The sequence below is a fragment of the Gorillibacterium sp. CAU 1737 genome (assembly GCF_039888655.1).
Taxonomy (GTDB): domain Bacteria; phylum Bacillota; class Bacilli; order Paenibacillales; family NBRC-103111; genus Gorillibacterium.
On the sequence record NZ_JBDQQO010000005.1, the window covers coordinates 272,661 to 292,299 of the forward strand.

The 19,639-nt window shown below is 52.5% G+C and carries 17 protein-coding genes; 13 read left to right on the plus strand and 4 right to left on the minus strand.

All coding sequences use genetic code 11. The features are described 5' to 3' along the window. Positions 1-65: 65 nt before the first annotated feature. From AAFN83_RS12905 to AAFN83_RS12960, 12 genes are all read left to right on the plus strand, one after another. The gene (locus tag AAFN83_RS12905) at positions 66-626 is read left to right on the plus strand and encodes a hypothetical protein (RefSeq protein WP_347769950.1); all 561 of its coding nucleotides are present in this window, start codon (positions 66-68) and stop codon (positions 624-626) included. A gap of 161 nt (positions 627-787) precedes the next feature. Beyond that, positions 788-1,465: a response regulator transcription factor gene (locus AAFN83_RS12910; RefSeq protein ID WP_347769952.1), complete on the plus strand. Its 678-nt coding sequence runs from the start codon at positions 788-790 to the stop codon at positions 1,463-1,465. Between the two features lie 9 nt (positions 1,466-1,474). Beyond that, complete coding sequence (locus AAFN83_RS12915) at positions 1,475-2,737, plus strand: HAMP domain-containing sensor histidine kinase (protein WP_347769954.1); 1,263 nt, start codon at positions 1,475-1,477, stop codon at positions 2,735-2,737. A gap of 141 nt (positions 2,738-2,878) precedes the next feature. Continuing rightward, positions 2,879-3,637: an ABC transporter ATP-binding protein gene (locus tag AAFN83_RS12920; protein ID WP_347769956.1), complete on the plus strand. Its 759-nt coding sequence runs from the start codon at positions 2,879-2,881 to the stop codon at positions 3,635-3,637. 2 nt (positions 3,638-3,639) lie between these two features. Beyond that, positions 3,640-5,997 (plus strand): ABC transporter permease, encoded by a 2,358-nt coding sequence (locus AAFN83_RS12925; RefSeq protein ID WP_347769958.1) that lies wholly within the window; start codon positions 3,640-3,642, stop codon positions 5,995-5,997. A 150-nt stretch (positions 5,998-6,147) separates the two neighbouring features. After that, positions 6,148-6,777 carry a tetratricopeptide repeat protein gene (locus AAFN83_RS12930; protein WP_347769960.1) on the plus strand — a complete coding sequence of 210 codons (630 nt, stop codon included), beginning with the start codon at positions 6,148-6,150 and terminating at the stop codon, positions 6,775-6,777. Positions 6,778-6,801: 24 nt separating this feature from the next. Next, positions 6,802-7,665: a tetratricopeptide repeat protein gene (locus AAFN83_RS12935; RefSeq protein ID WP_347769962.1), complete on the plus strand. Its 864-nt coding sequence runs from the start codon at positions 6,802-6,804 to the stop codon at positions 7,663-7,665. Between the two features lie 22 nt (positions 7,666-7,687). Further along, on the plus strand, positions 7,688-8,992 hold the full coding sequence (locus AAFN83_RS12940) for an AAA family ATPase (protein ID WP_347769964.1): 1,305 nt from the start codon (positions 7,688-7,690) through the stop codon (positions 8,990-8,992). Between the two features lie 190 nt (positions 8,993-9,182). Continuing rightward, entirely contained in the window at positions 9,183-9,830 is a 648-nt protein-coding gene (locus AAFN83_RS12945) for a TetR/AcrR family transcriptional regulator (protein WP_347769966.1), read from the plus strand. Continuing rightward, positions 9,823-11,133: an MFS transporter gene (locus AAFN83_RS12950; RefSeq protein WP_347769968.1), complete on the plus strand. Its 1,311-nt coding sequence runs from the start codon at positions 9,823-9,825 to the stop codon at positions 11,131-11,133. The genes AAFN83_RS12945 and AAFN83_RS12950 overlap by 8 nt, the downstream gene beginning before the upstream one ends. Beyond that, positions 11,108-13,426, plus strand: coding sequence for an ABC transporter permease (locus AAFN83_RS12955; protein ID WP_347769970.1), 2,319 nt, complete (start codon positions 11,108-11,110; stop codon positions 13,424-13,426). The genes AAFN83_RS12950 and AAFN83_RS12955 overlap by 26 nt, the downstream gene beginning before the upstream one ends. A gap of 6 nt (positions 13,427-13,432) precedes the next feature. Next, entirely contained in the window at positions 13,433-14,191 is a 759-nt protein-coding gene (locus AAFN83_RS12960) for an ABC transporter ATP-binding protein (RefSeq protein WP_347769972.1), read from the plus strand. 7 nt (positions 14,192-14,198) lie between these two features. Here the strand turns inward: AAFN83_RS12960 and AAFN83_RS12965 are convergent, their stop codons facing one another. From AAFN83_RS12965 to AAFN83_RS12975, 3 genes are all read right to left on the minus strand, one after another. Then, positions 14,199-15,311 (minus strand): TolB family protein, encoded by a 1,113-nt coding sequence (locus AAFN83_RS12965; RefSeq protein ID WP_347769974.1) that lies wholly within the window; start codon positions 15,309-15,311, stop codon positions 14,199-14,201. Between the two features lie 68 nt (positions 15,312-15,379). Continuing rightward, positions 15,380-16,825: a sensor histidine kinase gene (locus AAFN83_RS12970; protein ID WP_347769976.1), complete on the minus strand. Its 1,446-nt coding sequence runs from the start codon at positions 16,823-16,825 to the stop codon at positions 15,380-15,382. Beyond that, positions 16,809-17,510, minus strand: coding sequence for a response regulator transcription factor (locus AAFN83_RS12975; protein WP_347769978.1), 702 nt, complete (start codon positions 17,508-17,510; stop codon positions 16,809-16,811). Before AAFN83_RS12975 ends, AAFN83_RS12970 begins: the two co-directional genes overlap by 17 nt. 405 nt (positions 17,511-17,915) lie before the next feature. Here AAFN83_RS12975 and AAFN83_RS12980 point away from each other — a divergent pair, with 405 nt between their 5' ends. After that, on the plus strand, positions 17,916-18,941 hold the full coding sequence (locus AAFN83_RS12980; protein WP_347769980.1) for a 3-oxoacyl-[acyl-carrier-protein] synthase III C-terminal domain-containing protein: 1,026 nt from the start codon (positions 17,916-17,918) through the stop codon (positions 18,939-18,941). Between the two features lie 150 nt (positions 18,942-19,091). Here the strand turns inward: AAFN83_RS12980 and AAFN83_RS12985 are convergent, their stop codons facing one another. After that, positions 19,092-19,469 carry a hypothetical protein gene (locus tag AAFN83_RS12985; RefSeq protein WP_347769982.1) on the minus strand — a complete coding sequence of 126 codons (378 nt, stop codon included), beginning with the start codon at positions 19,467-19,469 and terminating at the stop codon, positions 19,092-19,094. Positions 19,470-19,639: the final 170 nt, after the last annotated feature.

The window sequence follows — 19,639 nt, forward strand, 5'->3', positions numbered from 1 at the left end:
AAAATGGTAGGATTTGTGTCTATAATTGAAAAGGCAATGAAACCCTACTAAAGGAGAGTTCTGGAATGTTGAATCGCAAGAAACTGGTTTCCATGTTAGCGGTAGTGTTGGGGGTATTGGTTGTTCTGTCAGGCTGCGGGGGCAAAGAAAAGAGCGATGAGGAAAAAATCAAAGAAGCTCTTGCCAATTCGATTGCCGAATCCTTGAACCAGGGGACGGATTCCAAGCAGGGAGAGAAAGATTCCGTTGAATCCAAGCTCCACGATATCAGCAATTATGTCACGGGGGAAATTTGGAATGACGGCTTCGTCAATGTCGGCTGGTATGCCGGAAGCGGCAATGACAGCACAGGGGAGAAGCTTGATTTCAATTTCATGATGGAGCGTCTGGGTAAATCGGTAGAGAAAAAAGCCGAGTATACGGCCTATATCGAGGGACTGGATGCCAAGTACGACGATTTGAAGAAGGTTTGGAGCAAGCTCTCAAGCGAAATCGATACTCTGTATAAGCAATTGCAGGATAATCCTCCGAAGGCGGATGACGAGAACTATACCTTTGAAACCGGGGCATTTAAGCAATACCAAGAGGCCTTTAAAGATGATGTTGACGCATTGACTGCAACGTAAGAGAAGATCGTTACGTGAAGAAGCATGACGATTCCTCAATCGAGCATCTCTTTCGAGCGCTTTCCGCTCGGAGGGATGCTCTTTCTTTTGATCGGGTCTATTCGCTATGTTCTACATGCTATAATAGGTCTGATCCTGAAGTTGGTAGTGGAGGAAAATCAATGGCAACCTATGATTGCTTGATCGTGGATGATGAAGAAGCGCTATCACAAAGCACTTGTAAGTATTTTCATATGTTCGGGCTAAAAACCCATTGGGCTGCCGATGAACAAGCTTGCTTCGACTTTCTTGCCCAGAACAAAGCGGATCTGATCCTGCTCGACATCAACCTGGGGCAGCAATCCTCCGGCTTTGAGATCTGCAAACGGCTGAGAAAGACGACCAATATTCCGATCCTGTTTATCAGCGCGCGAACGAGCGACGATGACGTGCTGCTTGCCCTCACTATCGGGGGAGATGACTATATCCAGAAGCCGTACGCCCTTAGCATTCTTTTGGCCAAAGTCAAAGCAGTCTTAAAGCGATATCGAGGCGATGAGGAAGCGCTGCGGTTTGGAAGCTTCAGGCTGGACCTCGTCACGGAGAAGCTGATGAACGACGGCAGCGAAATCAAGCTCAAGGCAATGGAATACAAGCTGCTGGCCTATCTCATCCAAAACAAGAATCGCCCCCTGCCCAAAGAGGAATTGTTCGCCAACGTATGGAAGGATGCCATTACGACGGATGGAACCTTGAATGTCCACATTCGCAAGCTGCGAGAGAAGATTGAAGAACAGCCGAATGAACCGCGCTTTATCAAGACCCTATGGGGAACCGGCTATGTCTTCGAAGCCGACTAAGGAGAGCCGATGAAGATCAAGAAAGGCGCGATTGGGGCGATCGTTCTTCTTTTTCTGGGCATTGGGGTGATCCTCTACGCGTTTCGCGGCACGGAAGAGGCCGGAATGGACTTGGTTGCCGTGAATGATATTACCCAATCGCTGATCAAGCAGTGGGATCATCTCGATCCAGGTCAGCTGCCCGGCGGGCAATATGGGTTGGATTATGTGGTCTTGGACAGCGGGGAGCAATTTCTTGCGGCAACCCGGAAGGGCTTAAACGAGGACATGGATTCCGCTATCCGCAATCGGGATACGATGGTAGACATCACGCTGGACGGGAAGGTTCTTGGAAAGTTGATTCTCTTCAACCATACGCGTGAGCTTTGGGGTCAATACCGCAGCGACTTTCTCCTGTTTTTGGGGGTCAGCCTCATTTCGATTACGATGTTCTGTCTGCTTTATGCGCTCTATATCGACCGCTCCATCTTTCGCCCCTTTCGCAACCTGCAGGCGTTCGCCCGTCATGTTGCAGAGGGGAAGCTGGACATGCCGCTGGAAATGGACAAGGGCAACGGGTTTGGCGCGTTTGCCGAAAGCTTTGACCTCATGAGGGAAGAACTGGCGAAAGCGCGCGAGAGCGAGCGAATGGCCAATCAGAGCAAGAAGGAACTGGTCGCCTCGCTCAGCCACGACATCAAAACACCGATTGCCTCCATCAAAGCCGTCTCAGAGGTGATGATGATCCATGCCGTGGAAGAGGACAAGAACCAGTTGGCGGTGATCAATTCCAAGGCCGATCAAATCAACTCGCTGGTTACCAATCTCTTTACGGCTACCCTGGAAGAGCTGCAGCAATTGACCGTCACCGTAACGGAAGAGTCGAGCGCGGTCGTAGCCCACGTCATCCAGCAAGTGGATTACCAGAACAAGGCCGTGATCGCCCGCATTCCGGAATGCGTGGTACGGATCGATCGGCTGCGTTTTCTCCAGGTTGTGGACAATGTCATCAGCAATTCCTATAAATACGCGGGGACTCCCATTACCGTATCTGCGTGCATCATAGGGCCTTATTTGGAGCTGGCGTTTGAAGATCAGGGGCAGGGGGTCTCCTCGGATGAGCTTCCGCTTCTCTTTCACAAATACTACCGCGCTCAGAACGCTGCGGGGAAGAGCGGGACCGGCCTTGGCCTGCACATCTCCCATTACCTGATGAGCAAAATGGCCGGGGAGATCGACTGCAGGAATGTCGAGGGTGGTTTTGTGGTGACGGTCCGCTTGCTGCTCGCGTAAAGATTTAAGAGTTAGCTAAGAATGGATTAAGGACCCGTTAAGAATCGGTAAGGTACGATAAGACTGTGAAAAGCCTGGTAAGCCTGCAGCACGGCAGGAGGGCAGAGCAGTCTTATTTTTGATTAATGAGGGGGCCTCGTGATGAGGAAAGTGATCATCAAAACCAACAAGCTCAGCAAATCGTTCTCCAGTGGAGGCGTTCAGCAGCATGTTCTCAAAAACCTGGATATGGAGATTGGAGCCGGGGATTTCACCATCATCATGGGTTCGTCCGGTGCGGGAAAATCGACGCTCTTGTACGCCTTGTCCGGCATGGACAAACCGACGCTGGGCTCCATTGCCTTTTTCGAGCAGGAAATCTCCAAGCTGTCCAACGACAAACTGGCGGTCTTTCGCCGATTGAATTGCGGGTTCGTGTTTCAGCAAATGTTCTTGCTCGATAATATGAGCATCCTGGATAACATACTCGCAGCAGGGCTCCTCATCAGCAAGGACCGAAAAGCCATCACGGCACGGGCCAAAGAGCTGCTGACGCAGGTCGGATTAACCGAGGAGATCTGGTCCAAGTTTCCCACCCAGCTATCCGGCGGGGAAGCGCAGCGTGCGGCGATTGTGCGTGCCTTAATCAACCAGCCGAAGGTAGTGTTTGCCGACGAGCCGACAGGTGCTCTTAATTCCGCGGCAGGGAAAGCGGTTCTGGATGTTCTGACCGAGCTGAACAACAAGGGGCAAAGCATCGTCATGGTTACCCACGATTTGAAGTCGGCCAGAAGGGGGAACCGGATTTTGTATATGCGGGACGGTGTCATTCATGGGGTTTGTGAATTGGGTCCCTACGTAAGCGGGGACCGGGAACGGCACGGCAAGCTGCAGGCGTTCCTCATGGAAATGGGGTGGTAAGGATGCGGAAGCTAACCATGCTCAGCTTTGCCAATATCCGAAAAAGCAAAGGGCATACGGTCTCCCTGTTCCTCATGTTTCTCATCGCTGCGCTGCTCTTGAACGCGGGGTCCTTGGTGTTTGCGAACTTTGGAGGCTTTTTTGATAAGATCACCCGAGAGCTTCAAACCTCTGATGCTTACTATATTATTCCGAACCGGATGTACAGCGAAGAGATTGACTCGTACCTGAAGACGAACCCGAACGTGCAGAATGTGCAAAAGGCAGAGGCGCTGTGGGCCAATGGGTCTATGCCCTATCATGAGGAAAAGCGGGAGGCTCGTTTTCTTCTCTACGATGCGGATAGCCCGCGAGAGCATTCGAAATGGAAATGGATCGGAGAACAGCTGCCGCCTGATTCCATGTCGATCTACCTGCCTTATGTAATGAATGTAGATGGCGGCTATAAGCTAAACGATCCCTTTGAGCTGACCATCAAGGATACGCGCTTTACCTTTACGATAAAAGGGTTCACGGAGGATGCCTTCTTCAGCTCGTTGGATACCGGAAATTTGGGGGCTTATCTGCCTCATGAAACCTACGAGAGCTTAAAAAAGCAGCTGGGGGCTTCCTATGGGGCGACCGTCCTTTTCGTCAATCTGGCAAAGTCCGATAACGACGTGGAGGCAGGGATCCGGGAACTCCTTCCGAAGGATGATTCGGCAGCTTCTTCCCAACGAGACGGAACCGGTACCTTGTTCAGCATGGAGTTAAAGCTGGTTCAATTGTCCCGCACGCTTATGTCCAGCATGGTTTCGGTCATGATGATGGCATTTGCTGCGATTATCGCCTTGGTATGCCTGATCGTGGTTCGATTCCGCATCGGGAACAGTATCGAAGAGGACATGACCAAGATCGGGTCCTTAAAGGCCGTTGGTTATACCAGCCGACAAATCATGGGGTCGATTGTTATGCAGTACTCGCTCATTGCTCTTGTCGGAAGTGTAGTCGGCATCTCGATTTCCTATGCCGCTACGCCCATGATCTCCAATGTGTTTGCCCATCAATCCGGCCTGGTGTGGGTACAAGGCTTTGACAGCGGGGTTAGCAGTATCGTTCTGTGCGGCTTGCTGATGGTGGTGATGCTGGTTTCCTTCCTGACGTCCAGGCAGCTTCGCCGGCTGAGCCCCATTGTTGCCTTAAGGGGCGGGATCGTGACCCACAGCTTCAAACGCAATCATATGCCGCTTCATCGCACTCGCGGTCGGCTGCCTTTCGTGCTCGGGTTGAAATCCATGCTGCAGAACAGCAAGCAGAGCCTCATGATCGGGGTTATCGTAGCGGCGGTTTCGTTCGCCAGCACCTTCGGTCTTGTGATGTTTTACAACACGACGGTGGATACGAAGGCATTCGCCGAGACTCCCGGAATCGAGATTTCAAATGCGGTTGCGGTCCTGAAGCCGGATGGAGATCACTCCAGCTTTGTGGAGAGCGTCAGGAGCATGAGCGAGGTTCGCAAGGCGCAGTTTATTGACCAGACCACGATAAAAATCGAGGATACGGATGTCGCGACTTTTGTCATGGATGATTATTCTGCAAAAGAGACCAATACCGTCTACAAGGGACGCTACCCGCTTCATGGCAATGAAGTTGTTCTGGCCGGCGTGCTCGCGGAGAAGCTGGACAAGACGATTGGAGATCGGGTGATGATCCGGATGGGCGACAAGCAAGGTGAGTATCGGGTCACCGGCTTGTCGCAGGGATCGAATATGGGGGGGATGAACGCCTCGCTCCGGACAGACGGCTTGCTCCCGCTCCATGCCGATTACAAACAGCAGAGCCTGCAAATCTATTTGAAGCCGGGAAGCCCTGCGGATCAATTTGTGAGCAAGCTGGAGCATGAGTATGGCAGTTCCCTCGTCCAGGCCGTGGATATGGATAAATCGATGGAGCAGGGCATGGGGATGTATGTCTCGATTGTCTCCAAGGTTGGGACGGCCATGCTGGTTATCACCATCGTGGTGGTCATGCTGGTTCTGTACTTCGTGATCCACTCTTCGATTATTCGCAAGAAACGAGAGCTCGGCATCCAGAAGGCCATCGGGTTTACCACCCTTCAGCTGATGAACCAGCTTTCGCTCGGCTTCCTGCCGCCGATTCTGATCGGGGTCCTGGTCGGCAGCGCGATTGGGATTACCCAGACCAACGCCGTGATGTCTGTTGCACAGCGAGCCATGGGGATCATGAAGGCGAATTACGTCATCCTGCCCTCCTGGGTTGCCTTGTTTGGCGCAGCACTTATTCTTCTATCCTATTTCACCTCGATGCTGATCACGTATCGCATCCGTAAAATATCGGCTTATGCTCTCGTAAGCGAGTGAAACGAGATTCCTTCCACTAAATCCCTGGGACCTACTGGTTCCAGGTTTCTTTTTTATGTAAAGGAGTGAAGAATGTGACGAATTTTATAGGATTTACTCTTATTATGTCTTACGTTTGGGAGAAATTACATAAGGTTGGAGGAGTCAGAAATGAAGAAAAAAGCAATCGGTCTTGTCTTGTTGGCTATCTCGTTATTCGCTGGTTATTCCTTGTACCAAGGCAAAATGGTGCTTGGGATTGTCTTGTTGGCCGCCGTCTTGCTGATCGGCTTGATCGTGCTCGGTATGGCCGAGAAGGACAACGAGCCTAGCAAGAACGTTCTGGAGATAAGAGACAATGCGGTTTACGGCCTTATTACCGAAGATGGGGATCTGAACTTTGAAGAGACCAAGCGGGTGCGCGATGAAATGATGAAGGGGATAAAGCTGGATGATTTCAGTCTGGAGACTCGCAAAGCCATGGATTTGTTCTTAAACAAGGATTTTGAAGGAAGCATTCGCGCCTATGAAGAGATCATGGTGAACTACCCAGAAAACGTAGGCAACTGCTACTGGCATATCGGGGTGTCCGAATTTTTTCTGGGCCATTATGAAACAGCCCTTGAACGGTACACTCAGGCCAAGGAAAACGACGAGGACCACGATATGACAGAGGACAACATCTGGGAAGTGTGCGAGATTCTCTTCAAGAAGGACGGCTCCAAGCAATGGATGGAGAGATATGTGAACCTTTACCCGCAGGGCCGATTTGTTAAAAAAGCGAACAAGCTGGTTTCCTGATCTTGTTGTAGAAGGTGTGCGTTCATGAGCTCAATGGAGTATCAAAGAGAACTCTTGATTATTAATAATTATATCGAGATGGAGCGGTACTCGCATGCGCTTGAGCTTCTGTTCAAAGCGTTAGAGAAGACCCCCTCCGATGCCTACCTGATCTATCTGGCGGCTCTCTGCCACTATGAATTGGATCAGGGCGAAGAGGCACTCGATGCGTGCAAAACCGCCCTGGCTGGCGGTTACCGCCCCGACGAATGTTATTTCCTGCTCGGGCAAATCCAGCTGCAGATGGACCGGTTCGAGGCGGCAGAAGCAGCGCTTCTCGCAGCACTCGATCTCGATCCGCAGAATGCGGAATTCCTGGCCTTTTACGGATATTATCATATGCTTACCGGCAACAACCACCGTGCGCTTGAACTCATCAACCAGGCATTGGTATTCGATCCGGAGAACCTCAACGCCTTGCACTATAAGTTCTATTACTACCTGGGGATGGATGATTCGAACGGGATTCGCTCCAAGGTGGTGGATGCCTATTTCTCCAAATCCAACGATGAGACGGACCGTTTTCTCAAGGCAGGGATGCTGGATTACTACAAGTATGATTACAAAAGCGCGGAGGAGAATCTGAGGCAGGCCTTCCAGCTCGATCCGACCAACAAGTATATCTTGAAGATGCTGGACAGAATCACTCGAAAGCCGCGCTTCTACTATCGTTGGAAGAGGATCATCCGGCGCCAGCTGCAGGTGAGGCTGTTCGGGGTTCGGAGTGCGATTAAGCTGAAATGGGTCTTGTTTAAAGGGGCCGGACTTACAAGGGAAACGAGCGTCCTCTTCACGGTGCCGCTGGCCTTCCTGCTGCTTCTCGCAGCTGTTCTGATCCTCATCCTTTGATTTTAACGAGATGGAGTGCGCTATGGACAAAATCGAAGTCATGCAAGCGATGCTCAAGAATGATCCGGAAAATGGGCTGGCGTGGTACCTGCTCGGAGTGGAATATGTTGAGGCGGGCCGCGACAGCGATGCCCTGTATGCTTTTTCCAACGCCTTGACTCACTGCGGAAGCGATTTTAAAGAGAAGGTGTTTGAACAGCTGTCTCGGCTAACGCAGGGGAAAGGAAGCCCGCCGAACAAGGCGAAGACCGAAGAAGAGCTGCCGGAGAACGAGCTGACGGAAGAAGAGTTGATGGACGAAGAAGAAGAGTACGAAGAAGAAGAGTACGAAGAAGAGTATGAAGAGTGCGAGGAAGATGAGGAGCCGGCAGACGATGAGGACGATGAGGAGAAGGTCGTCCGTCTTCGCGTTGTGCATGGGGGTAAGGGGGGAGCCGATGTTCTGTCCGAGACCCGCGAGCAGCAGACGGTCACCTTCGAGCAGGTTGGCGGCTATGAGGACTTGAAGGATGTCATCCGAATGAAGATCATCAAGCCCTTCAGCAGCCAAAGCTTGTTCAGCAAGTTCAAGAAAAAGACGGGTGGAGGCATCCTCATGTACGGGCCTCCGGGATGCGGTAAAACCTTCATGGCCAAGGCTACGGCAGGCGAGTGCAGGGCGAGGTTTCAGGCCGTTCATATCACCGATATCCTGGACCCTTACCTCGGGGTGAGCTCCCAGAACATCAAGGACATTTTCCAGAATGCCCGAGCCAAGAGCCCCTGTGTGCTTTTTTTCGATGAGATCGACACGATCGGATTTAACCGGGCCAAGCTCGCATCGGAGCATATGCGTCCCATTATCGATCAGTTCTTGACGGAGATTGAAGGCATCGATACCAATACGCAAAACATGCTCATCATCGGGGCGACCAACATGCCGTGGGATGTGGACCCGGCCTTTAAACGCCCGGGGAGATTTGACAAGGTGCTGTTTGTTCCTCCCCCAGACAAAAAGGCTCGTGTTGCCATTCTGCAGTTGAAGATGGCGGGTCGGCCTCAAGAGACCATCGATTACGACACCATTGCCGAAAAGACGGAGCTGTACTCGGGAGCGGATCTGGAGAACCTGATCGAGACCGCTACGGAATACGTGATTACGGAAATCATGAAGACGGAGATCGAGCGGCCGATCAGCACAAAGGACCTGCTTCGCGCCGTCGAAGCCACCCGACCGTCTACGATCGAGTGGTTGAAGACGATCAAGAACTACCTGAAATACTCCAATCAGACCGGCCTCTACGATGACGTAGAGAAGTATCTCTCCAAGAGAAGCCGGTACCTCTAGCGCTTCGGGAAAACGAGAGTGTCCGCATCGTCATCCATAACCGCCAATCCCTCAGACTACGGTCTGGGGGATTTTTTTACGAGTGAACAAGGAAAACGAACGGAAGGGGGGACTATTGCGAACCACGCAACGGTGTGCTATGATCTTACCGACAGACAGTCGGTCTATAACAAAACAAAGGATGACCCCTATGAGAATTGTAAAAGAAGCGGAAGAGCGTCGAAACGAAATTCTGGATGCGGCGGATCAATTGTTCGGCCAAAAGGGCTTTGACGGCACCAGCACCAACGACATTCTGGAGAAGGTCGGGATTGCCCGGGGCACGCTGTACTATCACTTCAAATCGAAGGAAGACATTATGGACGCGCTGATCGAGCGATACAACGTCCGTCTCCTTGGTGCAGCGCAGGAGGTTGCCGCCGATAAGAGCATTCCCGTCTACGAGCGCATCATGCGGGTTGTCATGGCCTTGAACATCAGCGGGGAAGGCTCTCAGGAGGTCATGGATCACATTCACAAGCCGCAGAACGCGCTCATGCATCAGAAGATTCAGAAGGTCATTGTGAGAGGGGTTCCCCCGATCCTGGGAGAAATCATTCGCGAAGGAATCGAGGAGGGACTGTTCCATACCCCGTATCCGTTTGAAGTGATGGAGATGGTGGTGATCTACCTGAATACGATCTTCGATCAGGACATGATCGAGATGACCGAAGAGGGACGCCTATCCCGCTTGCAGGCGTTTGCCTTCAACATCGAAAGGCTGCTCGGCGTCGAAAGCGGGAGCTTGCTCCACCTAATGCAGATGTTTGACGGCGGAAACGGGGAACACCATGAATAAGCCCGGGAATTCCTTCTCGAAATTTATGCTCCTGTGGTCCGGTCAGTTCATCTCCGCCATCGGTAGCGGACTCACCTCGTTTGGACTCGGAATCTATGTGTTTCAACAGACGGGGAAGGCTTCAGCTATGGCGCTCGTCACCCTGCTTGCCTTCATGCCGGGCCTCCTTCTGAGCGCCGTCTCCGGAGTGCTGGCAGACCGCTATGACCGCAGGCTGCTCATGATCCTGGGTGACAGCCTGTCGGCGGTCGGGCTCGTCTTCATCCTGTTCTGCATGCTTCGCGGAGAGGCGCAGCTGTGGCAGATCTGCGCAGGCGTAGCCATCAGCTCGGTGTTCTCGTCGCTCCTGGACCCCGCCTACAAAGCCACGATTACGGATTTGCTGACCGAGGAGCAATATACGAAAGCAAGCGGATTTGTTCAGATCGCCGGGTCCGCCAAATTTTTGATCTCGCCGATTATCGCTGGCTTCCTGCTAACGGTTTCGGATGTGAAGCTGCTCCTGCTGCTCGATATCGGAACGCTGGTGGTAACCCTGGCCTCCACCCTCGCGGTGAGAAAAGGGCTGGCGTCCAAGAAGGTTGAACAGACAAAATCGTTTCACCATGAATTCAAGGAAGGCTGGGCTTCTATTTCGGGGAAACGGGGCGTGCTGGTTCTGGTTATCCTGACATCGGTTCTGACCTTTTTCCTCGGCTTCATTGAGACCTTGTGCACCCCGCTGATCCTCGCCTTTTCGGATAGTGCGGGTTTGGGCATGATTGAAACCATCTCCGCATCGGGGATGCTGGTCACCAGCATGCTGATGGGCATGATCCCCATCAAAAGGGGCTATGTGAAGCTGCTGTCCCTCTCCATGTTCTTCATCGGGATTTTCATGGCGCTGTTCGGACTCCGTGAAAATATGGTCATGATCGCCGCATCGGGCTTCCTGTTCTTCGCCATGCTTCCCATCACCAACACCTGTCTGGATTACCTGATTCGCACCAACATCGACAATTCGGTTCAGGGGAGGGCTTGGGGGCTCATCGGGGTCCTCTCGCAGTTGGGCTTTGTGGCCGCCTATGCCCTATCCGGGGTGCTTGCCGATTACGTCTTTACTCCGTTATTGGTTACGGGCGGGGCCTTCGCGGACAGCGTGGGGCGGATCATCGGCACCGGCAGCGGCAGAGGAACAGGCTTCCTCATCTTCCTCATGGGCCTCATGATCTGCGTGACAGCCGTCGTGCTCTCGATGGCGAAGTCGGTCCGACAGTTGGAAACCAAAGGGGGCGCTTATGCGATATCGAATCATCCGCAATGACATTCGGAAGAGCAAGGCCGTCTCGTTCACCACTCTGTTCTTTGTGGCCGCTGCCGCCCTGCTCCTCTCCCTCGCGGCCCTGCTTATGGTGAACCTGGCGGGCTCGATTGAGACGTTGATGACGAAGGCGAAGGCTCCCCATTTTATGCAGATGCATTCGGGTACGGTGGATCGGGCAAGGCTCGAAGCCTTTGCCCGGCAGCAAGGCGATGTTGAAGCGATGCAAGTGGTGGACTTTTTAAACCTGGATGGGTCGCAGCTCATTATCAACGGAAGGTCGTATGCGGACAGCGTTCAGGACAACGGGTTGAGCACGCAGAATAAGCAATTCGACTTTCTCCTTGATCTGAATGGGCAAGTGATTGAACCGGCTAAGGGGGAACTCTATGTTCCCGTGAGTTATCGAAAGGATGGGCGGGTACAGGTTGGGGACCTGGCGGTGATCGCCGGTAACGAATTCCGAGTGGCCGGATTCCTTCGCGATGCCCAGATGAACTCCCTGCTCGCCTCGTCCAAGAGATTTCTGGTGAACGAGCAAGACTACGCCAAGATGCAGGCATTCGGAAGCACCGAATATCTGATCGAATTCCGATTGAAGGACTTGTCCCGGCTCAGTGCCTTCCAGGCGGCATATACTTCGGCGGGACTGGAAGCGGGCGGCCCCGCCGTCACCTATCCCCTCTTCCGAATGCTTAACGCCATCTCCGATGGGCTCATGATCGCGGTGATCCTGCTCATCAGCGTGCTTGTCGTCTCCATCGCCTTTCTGTGCATCCGCCTGACACTCCTCGCCAGAATCGAAGAAGATTATCGGGAGATCGGCGTGATGAAGGCCATCGGGCTTCGGGTGTCGGATATCAAAGCCTTGTATCTGGCCAAATACGCGGTGCTTGCCGGGGCAGGCAGCCTTGTCGGGTTCGCTCTCTCCTTCGCATTCAGAGGGGCGCTGCTCGAAAACATCCGGCTTTCCATGGGAGAAGGCGAGAACACTTCCTTGGCCCTGCTGGTCGGGGTGCTGGGTGTTCTGCTCGTTTTCCTTATGATGATGGCTTATGTTCGCCATGTGCTGAACCGCTTTCGGAAGATATCTGCGGCGGAGGCCGTCCGGTTTGGAGAGAGACAGGAGAAGTCGGCAGGCGCCAAGCAAGTTCGCCTTAGCCGGAGCAAGTCTATCAACACCAATGTGTTTCTCGGAATCAAGGAGGTTCTCGCAAGGAAGCGACTATATACGACCTTGTTGGCCGTGCTGGTCCTTTCGACATTCATCATGCTGGTTCCGCATAACCTCTCGAACACCATTTCCTCCAAGAGCTTTATCTCTTACATGGGAATAGGAATGAGTGACCTTCGTTTCGATATTCAGCAGACGGATCATATTTCCGAGAAGGCCGCTGTCCTCGCGAAGGCGCTGGAGAGCGACCGCTCGGTCACCCGACATGCCGTGCTTACGACGAAATCATTTTTAACCGTGAAGGAAGATGGCTCCGAGGAGCGCATCAAAATCGAGCTGGGCGATCACTCGGTGTTCCCTGTCGCCTACTCCGGGGGGAGAGCGCCTGCGGCAGGCAACGAAGTGGCCCTTTCCGCGATGAATGCCCAGGAGTTGGAGAAGAAAGTCGGAGATTCCATGACCCTCCTAATCGATGATAAGGAGAGCATCTTCACGGTCTGCGGGATCTATTCCGACATCACCAACGGAGGCAAGACGGCGAAGGCAGCATTCCCTGCTCCTTCCGCGGATACGATGTGGAGCGTGGTTTACGCGGAGCTTGCGGACCCTACGCTTGCGGAGAGCAAGGTTTCCGCTTATGCCGCGACCTATCCATTCGTGAAGGTCTCTCCGGTTGAAGAATACAAGACCCAAACCTTCGGCTCCACCATGAATGCGATCGACTTGGCTTCCCGTGTCGCGCTTGCCGTTGCGCTCGCTGTGATGGCTCTAATTACCGTGTTGTTCATGAATATGCTTGTGGCCAAGGACCGAACCTCTATCGCCGTTATGAAGGCACTCGGGTTTACCAGCTCGGATATTCGGGTTCAGTATGCAAGCCGGTCGATCTTCGTTCTGCTGGTGGGGATTGTGCTGGGGACCCTTCTCGCCAATACGCTCGGAGAGGGACTTGCCGGAGCCATGATCTCCTCCTTTGGAGCGACGTCATTTGCATTCGCCATTCATCCGCTAACGGCGTATGGGCTCTATCCGTTGCTAATGATCGGCACAGTCCTGCTTGCGACCCGAATCGGTACCTCGAACGTGAGTCATACGAAAATAGCAGAAGCGATAAAGGAGTAACCACCCATGGAGAAGATCGTGATCGGTGAAAAGATAATGAAATCCTTCGGGAATGGGAGCGAGCAGGTCAAGGTTCTTGACGGAGTGTCTGTTCAGATCGGTGAGGGCGAATTTGTCGCTATCATGGGACCTTCGGGCTCGGGAAAGTCGACCCTATTGTTTGCTCTGAGCGGAATGGACGGGGTTGACGGCGGGAGAGTTGTCTTTACCGGCAGGAACTTGTCAACGCTCAAGGAGCAGGAGCTGTCCGATCTGCGAAGAACGAGCATGGGCTTTGTCTTCCAACAGCCCACGCTGCTGAAGAATCTGAATCTCCTGGATAACATCATGCTTCCCTCGATGAGAGATAACCGAAAGCATGCCGCGCAAATTGCGGAAAAAGCGAAAGGACTCATGAAGCGGGCGGGCATCGCGGAGCTGGAAAAGCGGGATGTTACACAAGCATCGGGCGGCCAGCTCCAGCGAGTGGGAATCTGCCGCGCTTTAATGTGCGATCCGAAGATCATCTTCGGGGATGAGCCGACGGGAGCCTTGAACTCGAAAGCCGCACAGGAGATTATGGACATGCTGACCGCGATCAACGAAGAAGGGACGGCCATCCTGCTCGTGACTCACGATGCCAAGGTGGCCGCCCGGGCGGAGCGGATTCTGTTCATGCGCGACGGCAACATACGAGACGAGAGGCGGCTTGCTAAATATACAGGAACCGGTATTGAAGACAGGGTTGAACTAGTGGCCGCCACCATGCGAGACTATGAGATTTAGATCGAGACTACTTTTTCAGGGAATCCTTCAAATAGACAAGCGTACTGCTGGAGCGATTGTCCTTGCTCTCCGTATAGACGAGGGCTTTGCTGGAGGGGCTCCAGGCGGTCAGGGCATGATCGAGGCCGACGGCGATTTGAATTGATTTGGCGGTCAGCCTGTCATAGACGTATAAGCCCTTTCCAGAGGTGCCGCCTGAATCGGAACTTCGTGTATAGGCGACCAATCGTTGATCCGGCGACCAGGCGGCTCCGTCCAGCTCGGTGCCTTGGGCAATCTTCTTATGGTTCTGTCCATTCTCGTCCATAAGTGTCAAGGTGGCCTGGGACCCCTCATATTGAAGGACCAGCAGCTGCGTTCCATCCGGCGAGGGGATTGCGTTTCTCACTTGCCCGATGTTCAAGCTGGTCTTTTGCCCTGTAGCCAGGTTAACCCTTCGCAGGGTCTCGTCGGAAGTGGTGTTGTAATAGACGTTCTCCTTCCCCTTGCGAACGATGAACAAACCTTCCTCATTCAGCTCCGGCAACAGGCTGAGCTCGCCTGATGTTTGCGCGAGGTAGGCTCCTTGGCTGTACGCCACGCCGATCACCGTCTTGCTGTCCGCCCAATGTGCACTGATCGCCCCGGCGACCGGCTCGCCTGTGATAGCAAAGGAAGTGAGGTCGTTCAGATTGAGCACGGAATAGATTGGATCTCCTAACGTGTAATCGTGATACAGCAGGTGCTTCTTATCCGGGGATAGAACCGCCCCGCCCAAGAAGGTACCTTTCTTTTCCTTCAGCAGCCTGTATTGCTTGGTCGACAGGTTGTAGGAATACAAGCTTTTTGGGTGGAATTCCGACAATTCGGCCAAGCTGATTTTCTCCAGCGCGTCATTTTCCTTCGAGACTATGACCGTGTCCTCATCCAGCCAATCGGTGATTTCGACCTGATCCAGCCGTTCCATTCTCTCCACCGATAACTCGGGACTGCCTGCCTTCGGGGCAGGACTCTCCACGACCGTTATCGTGCCCCCGGAGTCCTTGATGACGGTTCGGTTTTCCTGCGCCGGATTGCATGCGCTAAGGGAGAGGACGAGCACGGGAATGGCTGCCAGACTCATGGTGCGTTTGACTCTCATTCGAATCGCCTCCTTGGTTTCTTCCCTAACGATAGCAAGGTTTTGTTCCCAAGCTGCAAACTCATGTTTCAAAAATGTAAATTCTTATCTCTCGATAAATCGGCTTGACGGTTGGAAGGGGCGGGGGAGGCAGGCATCGAGATTCGGAAGAGAGAGCCCCAGGCATCGGATTTCACGAGCGATAGGCTTCCTCCTTGCACCTCGATATACTTCCGGGCCAGGGCCAACCCGAGCCCCGTGCCGCCATGTTCCCGAGCCCGATTTTTGTCTCCGGTGTAGAAGGGATCGAAGATGTGCGCTTGAACCTCCTCCGGGATGGGAGTACCGGTATTGGCAACGTCGATCCAGACGCAGTTCTCTTGGATGGAGCAGGTGACGGTGATATGCCCCTGCGGAGTGTTGTATTTGATCGCGTTATCCAATAGATTGACGAAGACTATGGTCAGCGAGTCCTTATCTGCTTCAACATAGGCTTCCATCAGGTCCGTGTTCAGGCGAAGCCCGAACTTCTCCAGCTTTCCTTGCAGACTGGCAAGCACCGGGAGAAGGACTTGCCGGACCTCTACCGTCTCCTTGATGAGCTCAAACTCGTATTTCTCCAGGGCAGACAAGCTCAACACCTTCTCGACCATTTCATAGAGCCGTTGCGTTTCGCTGGCGATCGTCCCTTTTGCCGTCTCCAGCAATGTGTTGTCATCCGGATACATCTCCAGTAAATCCAGATAAGCCCGGATCGAGGTTAACGGTGTTTTAAATTCGTGGGAGACATTGCCGATGAATTCCTTCTGCTGCTGGATCGTTTCTCTGATTTGTTCCCGCATGGCTTCAATTCCTGCACTCAGCTCGCCAAGCTCATCCCTTCGAGAGAGCGGGGCTGTTCTCGCGTAATTCCCTTGTCGAATTCGCTCCGCTGCTTCCTTCAGGCGGATGACCCCGCGAGCGAAGGAATGGAAATAAGCGTAGGCCAGTAGAAAGCTAATCACGAAGATGCCGGCACCTACGGTGAGAAAGCCTTGCTTGATCTGATTATAAAAGGCTTGGTCGGCTGCAAGGGAGGAGTAGAACTGGATGACACCGACCTGCTCGGTTCCGGTTCGCAAGGGGGCCATGTAATACAAGGAATCCTTTTCGGTTAGATAGGCCTCTTGGTTCTGCTGGGCGAAGGGCAGTGTCTTCTTCATGCCGTCCGATACAGTGTAAGAGGCGTCCTTGGTAAGGACGGTTCCCTGCCGATCATACAGAACAATGGATTGGCCGGTAATGAGCTCCAGTTGCTGCGCGAACTCCTTGCCCTTGGACAGGAGAAAACTCTCCGGCACCTTGTTGGGCTCGCTGAGCAGCGTCTGAATAAAGTAGGTATTGGCGGTGGCGGCCTGCTGGGCGAACTCCTGCTCCAGCTGCTCGTCCTGATTCTTCCGAATGCCCTCCAAGACGAGCAAACTCAGGAGATAGACCGTCAAGAGCAGCAGAAGCCCGAGGAAGATACTGAACTTCAGTTTAATACTGATTTTCACGGTAGCCTCCCAGGACCTTGTAGCCGACCCCGTGAACGGTCTGAATGAGCTCGCTGTAGTCATCCCCCAGTTTTTTGCGTACCCGTTGGATGTGGATGTCGACGGTGCGCGTTCCCCCGATGTAATCCATTCCCCACACGAGATTGAGCAGCTGGTCCCGTGTATACACCCGGTCCGGGCTGGACAGCAGTTGGACCAGCAGGTCATATTCTTTGTTGGTCAGCTCCAGCCTTCGGTCCCCGGCATAAGCCGTCCTCCTGCTAACCTGCATGACAAGATCACCGAAAACCAGTTCCTTCGGCTCTTCCTGCTCGCCGGCCGCTTGCATCCTTCGTAGAAGCGACTTTAGGCGCGCCAGCAGCTCCCTCATGTCAAAGGGCTTGGTCATGTAATCATCCGCGCCAAGCTCAAGCCCCAGTACCTTGTTGACGATGTCCTCTTTGGCGGTCAGCATGATGACGCCGGTTCGTTTTTTGTCTTGAAGCCGCTTCAGAATTTCATACCCATCCATGCCGGGAAGCATCACATCCAGAATGATGGCATGGGGAATGAATTCCGCTATTCGCTTGATCGCCGATTCCCCATGTGTGACGACCTCGACCTGGTAGCCTTCTCTCGTTAAGGCATACGCGATGGCTTCGGCAATTTTTCGTTCATCCTCAATGATCATAACTTTGTCGCGCATAGAGGGACCCTTCCATTCCGGGATGATTTCGTTGGGCTTGATATCTTCTTACCCGTATTCTTCCATTAGTTTACCATGTTCACAGAGAAGCTAGAATAAGCCTGAACCGTATGGATAATGTCGAATAATCAGGAAAGTTTCGGCTATATATCGGACAAAAGCCTCTGGAGGAGATGAGAAATAGAAAGATAAGGGACTCTGGAAGCAGGACCTCTGTAATGGGAAAAGCAAGGTTCGAGACCGAAAACGGCCCTTTTAGGGAATTAATTTTCGATAATGTGCAAACATTACTATAATTACAAATTGTTACTCTACGTTTTCCAGTAAATTCTTGCTACACTGCTGGTAATCATTTCGCAAATGCCGAAATGAGGAACAGCAGGATGACGTGGAGGGAGAATGCAGATGCGGCAATCGTATGTGAGAATCTCTGGACTTGGCAATTACCACCCGAAGAACAAGCTGAACAACGATGTGATTTTCGAGCATTTCCGGAAGCATGGCAAGGATGTAGAGAGCTTGTATGCTCATTTGGGCAGAGAAGAGCGCTACTATGCCGATCCGGAAGAGACGGGCATTACCATGGGTGCCATTGCCGCCAAGCGGGCCTTGGAGCACGCGAATCTGGATCCCTTGCAAGTAGGAATGATTGTGTTCGCATCAGACACGCCGGAATATTTGATTCCGACGAACGCTCTCTTGATCAGTCGGGAAGTAGGAACGAACAACGCACACATTGTCTATGATTTTAACGCCAACTGCACCGGCATCATCACGGCGATTGATCAGATCTATCGCTATATGGTACATAAGAAAGTCCGTTACGCCCTGCTGGTGAGCAGCATTCTGATCTCTCCTTGGAGCAACAAGGATGACGAATTGTATTATGGAGCTTGGGGAGATTCCAGCGCAGCCGTTGTTTTGGAGCTGGTCGAGTCCGAAACCCCGGTAGGCGTGCTAGACTCGGAGTATTACTCCGATACCAGCTTCTATCGCATGACGACGATGCCGGACAGCGGCTTATCTCGCATTCATGACGAATCCCTGCCTTTACCGAAGCGAAAAGGCGGCTGGGAACCGGTTGATTTCGGTTTCCTTCCGGAGAAGTGGAACATCCTTATTCGGGAAATGACCCAGCGCAACGGCATCACTCAACATCAGGTCGATCATTTCATCTTCTCCCAGTTCTCCATCACAGCCATTCGTGAAGTAATGGCGAACCTGGGGCTGGAGGACGATCCCCGGTTGTATACGTTTGTCGGCAACAAGTATGGCTATACCGGTCATACCAGCCCGCTCTTTGGTCTCCAGCATGCAATTGCAGACGGCAAAATCAAAGACGGGGACACGGTCGTGTTCTGCTCTGCAGGAGCCGGCTACATCATCTCGACCTTCCTGTATAAGTTCGATGGAAAGCTTCTAGGAAAATAAAAGAGTGAGCGAAAAAGACACCCCTTGGAAATGATAGCAGAGCCCGTATGGGACTCCAGCTCATGACCAGGGGGTGTCATTGCATGAAACATGCGCCGAACAAGGAAAAGCCGCTGTCAGAAAACCGTCAGCGGCCAGTAAAGCTAGAGATTACATTTTTTTGAAATCAGCAATGGCTTCTTCTTCGGAACCGATCGAGATCATGCCGTTCGTCATTTCCCCGCCGACGCGCTTTACTTGATTGGCTTGAATACCGGAATTCAGCTCTACCATGTACTTTGCTTTAAATGGGGTATTGGAGTAAAGCTCCAGCACCTCTTGCATCAACGGAACAACATCAGCCGAAACCGTCTTGGCATCCTTGCCGTTTATGATGAGGGCATACTCGTTCGTGTTCACTTTCTTGAATGCAGCCTTCAGTTGATCGATGATATCCTGGGCGTCCTCCACCTTGATAAAACCGGAAGCATAGGAAATAATCACTTTTTCGGAAGAATTCAGTGTAACTTTGTAATGCTGTGCAGACATCAATGATCTCTCCATTCTGGATAAGTTTGTATATTGCAACTCCTACAATATACCAATTGGTCTACAGAATCAACGAAAAAAGTCGAAAATATGTCAGATATTGGAGAAATATGTTGAAAAATCGTTCTTGCTTGCTATGACGAAAGCTGGATGATACGTTGATATCATCA

What these genes read in the sequence shown, in the direction of transcription:
- AAFN83_RS12920 (WP_347769956.1), top strand. Translation starts at nt 2,879, where the DNA reads ATGAGGAAAGTGATCATCAAAACCAACAAGCTCAGCAAATCGTTCTCC.
- AAFN83_RS12965 (WP_347769974.1), bottom strand. Translation starts at nt 15,311, where the DNA reads ATGAGAGTCAAACGCACCATGAGTCTGGCAGCCATTCCCGTGCTCGTC.
- AAFN83_RS12975 (WP_347769978.1), bottom strand. Translation starts at nt 17,510, where the DNA reads ATGCGCGACAAAGTTATGATCATTGAGGATGAACGAAAAATTGCCGAA.
- AAFN83_RS12985 (WP_347769982.1), bottom strand. Translation starts at nt 19,469, where the DNA reads ATGTCTGCACAGCATTACAAAGTTACACTGAATTCTTCCGAAAAAGTG.
- AAFN83_RS12935 (WP_347769962.1), top strand. Translation starts at nt 6,802, where the DNA reads ATGAGCTCAATGGAGTATCAAAGAGAACTCTTGATTATTAATAATTAT.
- AAFN83_RS12945 (WP_347769966.1), top strand. Translation starts at nt 9,183, where the DNA reads ATGAGAATTGTAAAAGAAGCGGAAGAGCGTCGAAACGAAATTCTGGAT.
- AAFN83_RS12915 (WP_347769954.1), top strand. Translation starts at nt 1,475, where the DNA reads ATGAAGATCAAGAAAGGCGCGATTGGGGCGATCGTTCTTCTTTTTCTG.
- AAFN83_RS12930 (WP_347769960.1), top strand. Translation starts at nt 6,148, where the DNA reads ATGAAGAAAAAAGCAATCGGTCTTGTCTTGTTGGCTATCTCGTTATTC.
- AAFN83_RS12905 (WP_347769950.1), top strand. Translation starts at nt 66, where the DNA reads ATGTTGAATCGCAAGAAACTGGTTTCCATGTTAGCGGTAGTGTTGGGG.
- AAFN83_RS12950 (WP_347769968.1), top strand. Translation starts at nt 9,823, where the DNA reads ATGAATAAGCCCGGGAATTCCTTCTCGAAATTTATGCTCCTGTGGTCC.
- AAFN83_RS12940 (WP_347769964.1), top strand. Translation starts at nt 7,688, where the DNA reads ATGGACAAAATCGAAGTCATGCAAGCGATGCTCAAGAATGATCCGGAA.
- AAFN83_RS12925 (WP_347769958.1), top strand. Translation starts at nt 3,640, where the DNA reads ATGCGGAAGCTAACCATGCTCAGCTTTGCCAATATCCGAAAAAGCAAA.
- AAFN83_RS12960 (WP_347769972.1), top strand. Translation starts at nt 13,433, where the DNA reads ATGGAGAAGATCGTGATCGGTGAAAAGATAATGAAATCCTTCGGGAAT.
- AAFN83_RS12955 (WP_347769970.1), top strand. Translation starts at nt 11,108, where the DNA reads ATGCGATATCGAATCATCCGCAATGACATTCGGAAGAGCAAGGCCGTC.
- AAFN83_RS12980 (WP_347769980.1), top strand. Translation starts at nt 17,916, where the DNA reads ATGCGGCAATCGTATGTGAGAATCTCTGGACTTGGCAATTACCACCCG.
- AAFN83_RS12910 (WP_347769952.1), top strand. Translation starts at nt 788, where the DNA reads ATGGCAACCTATGATTGCTTGATCGTGGATGATGAAGAAGCGCTATCA.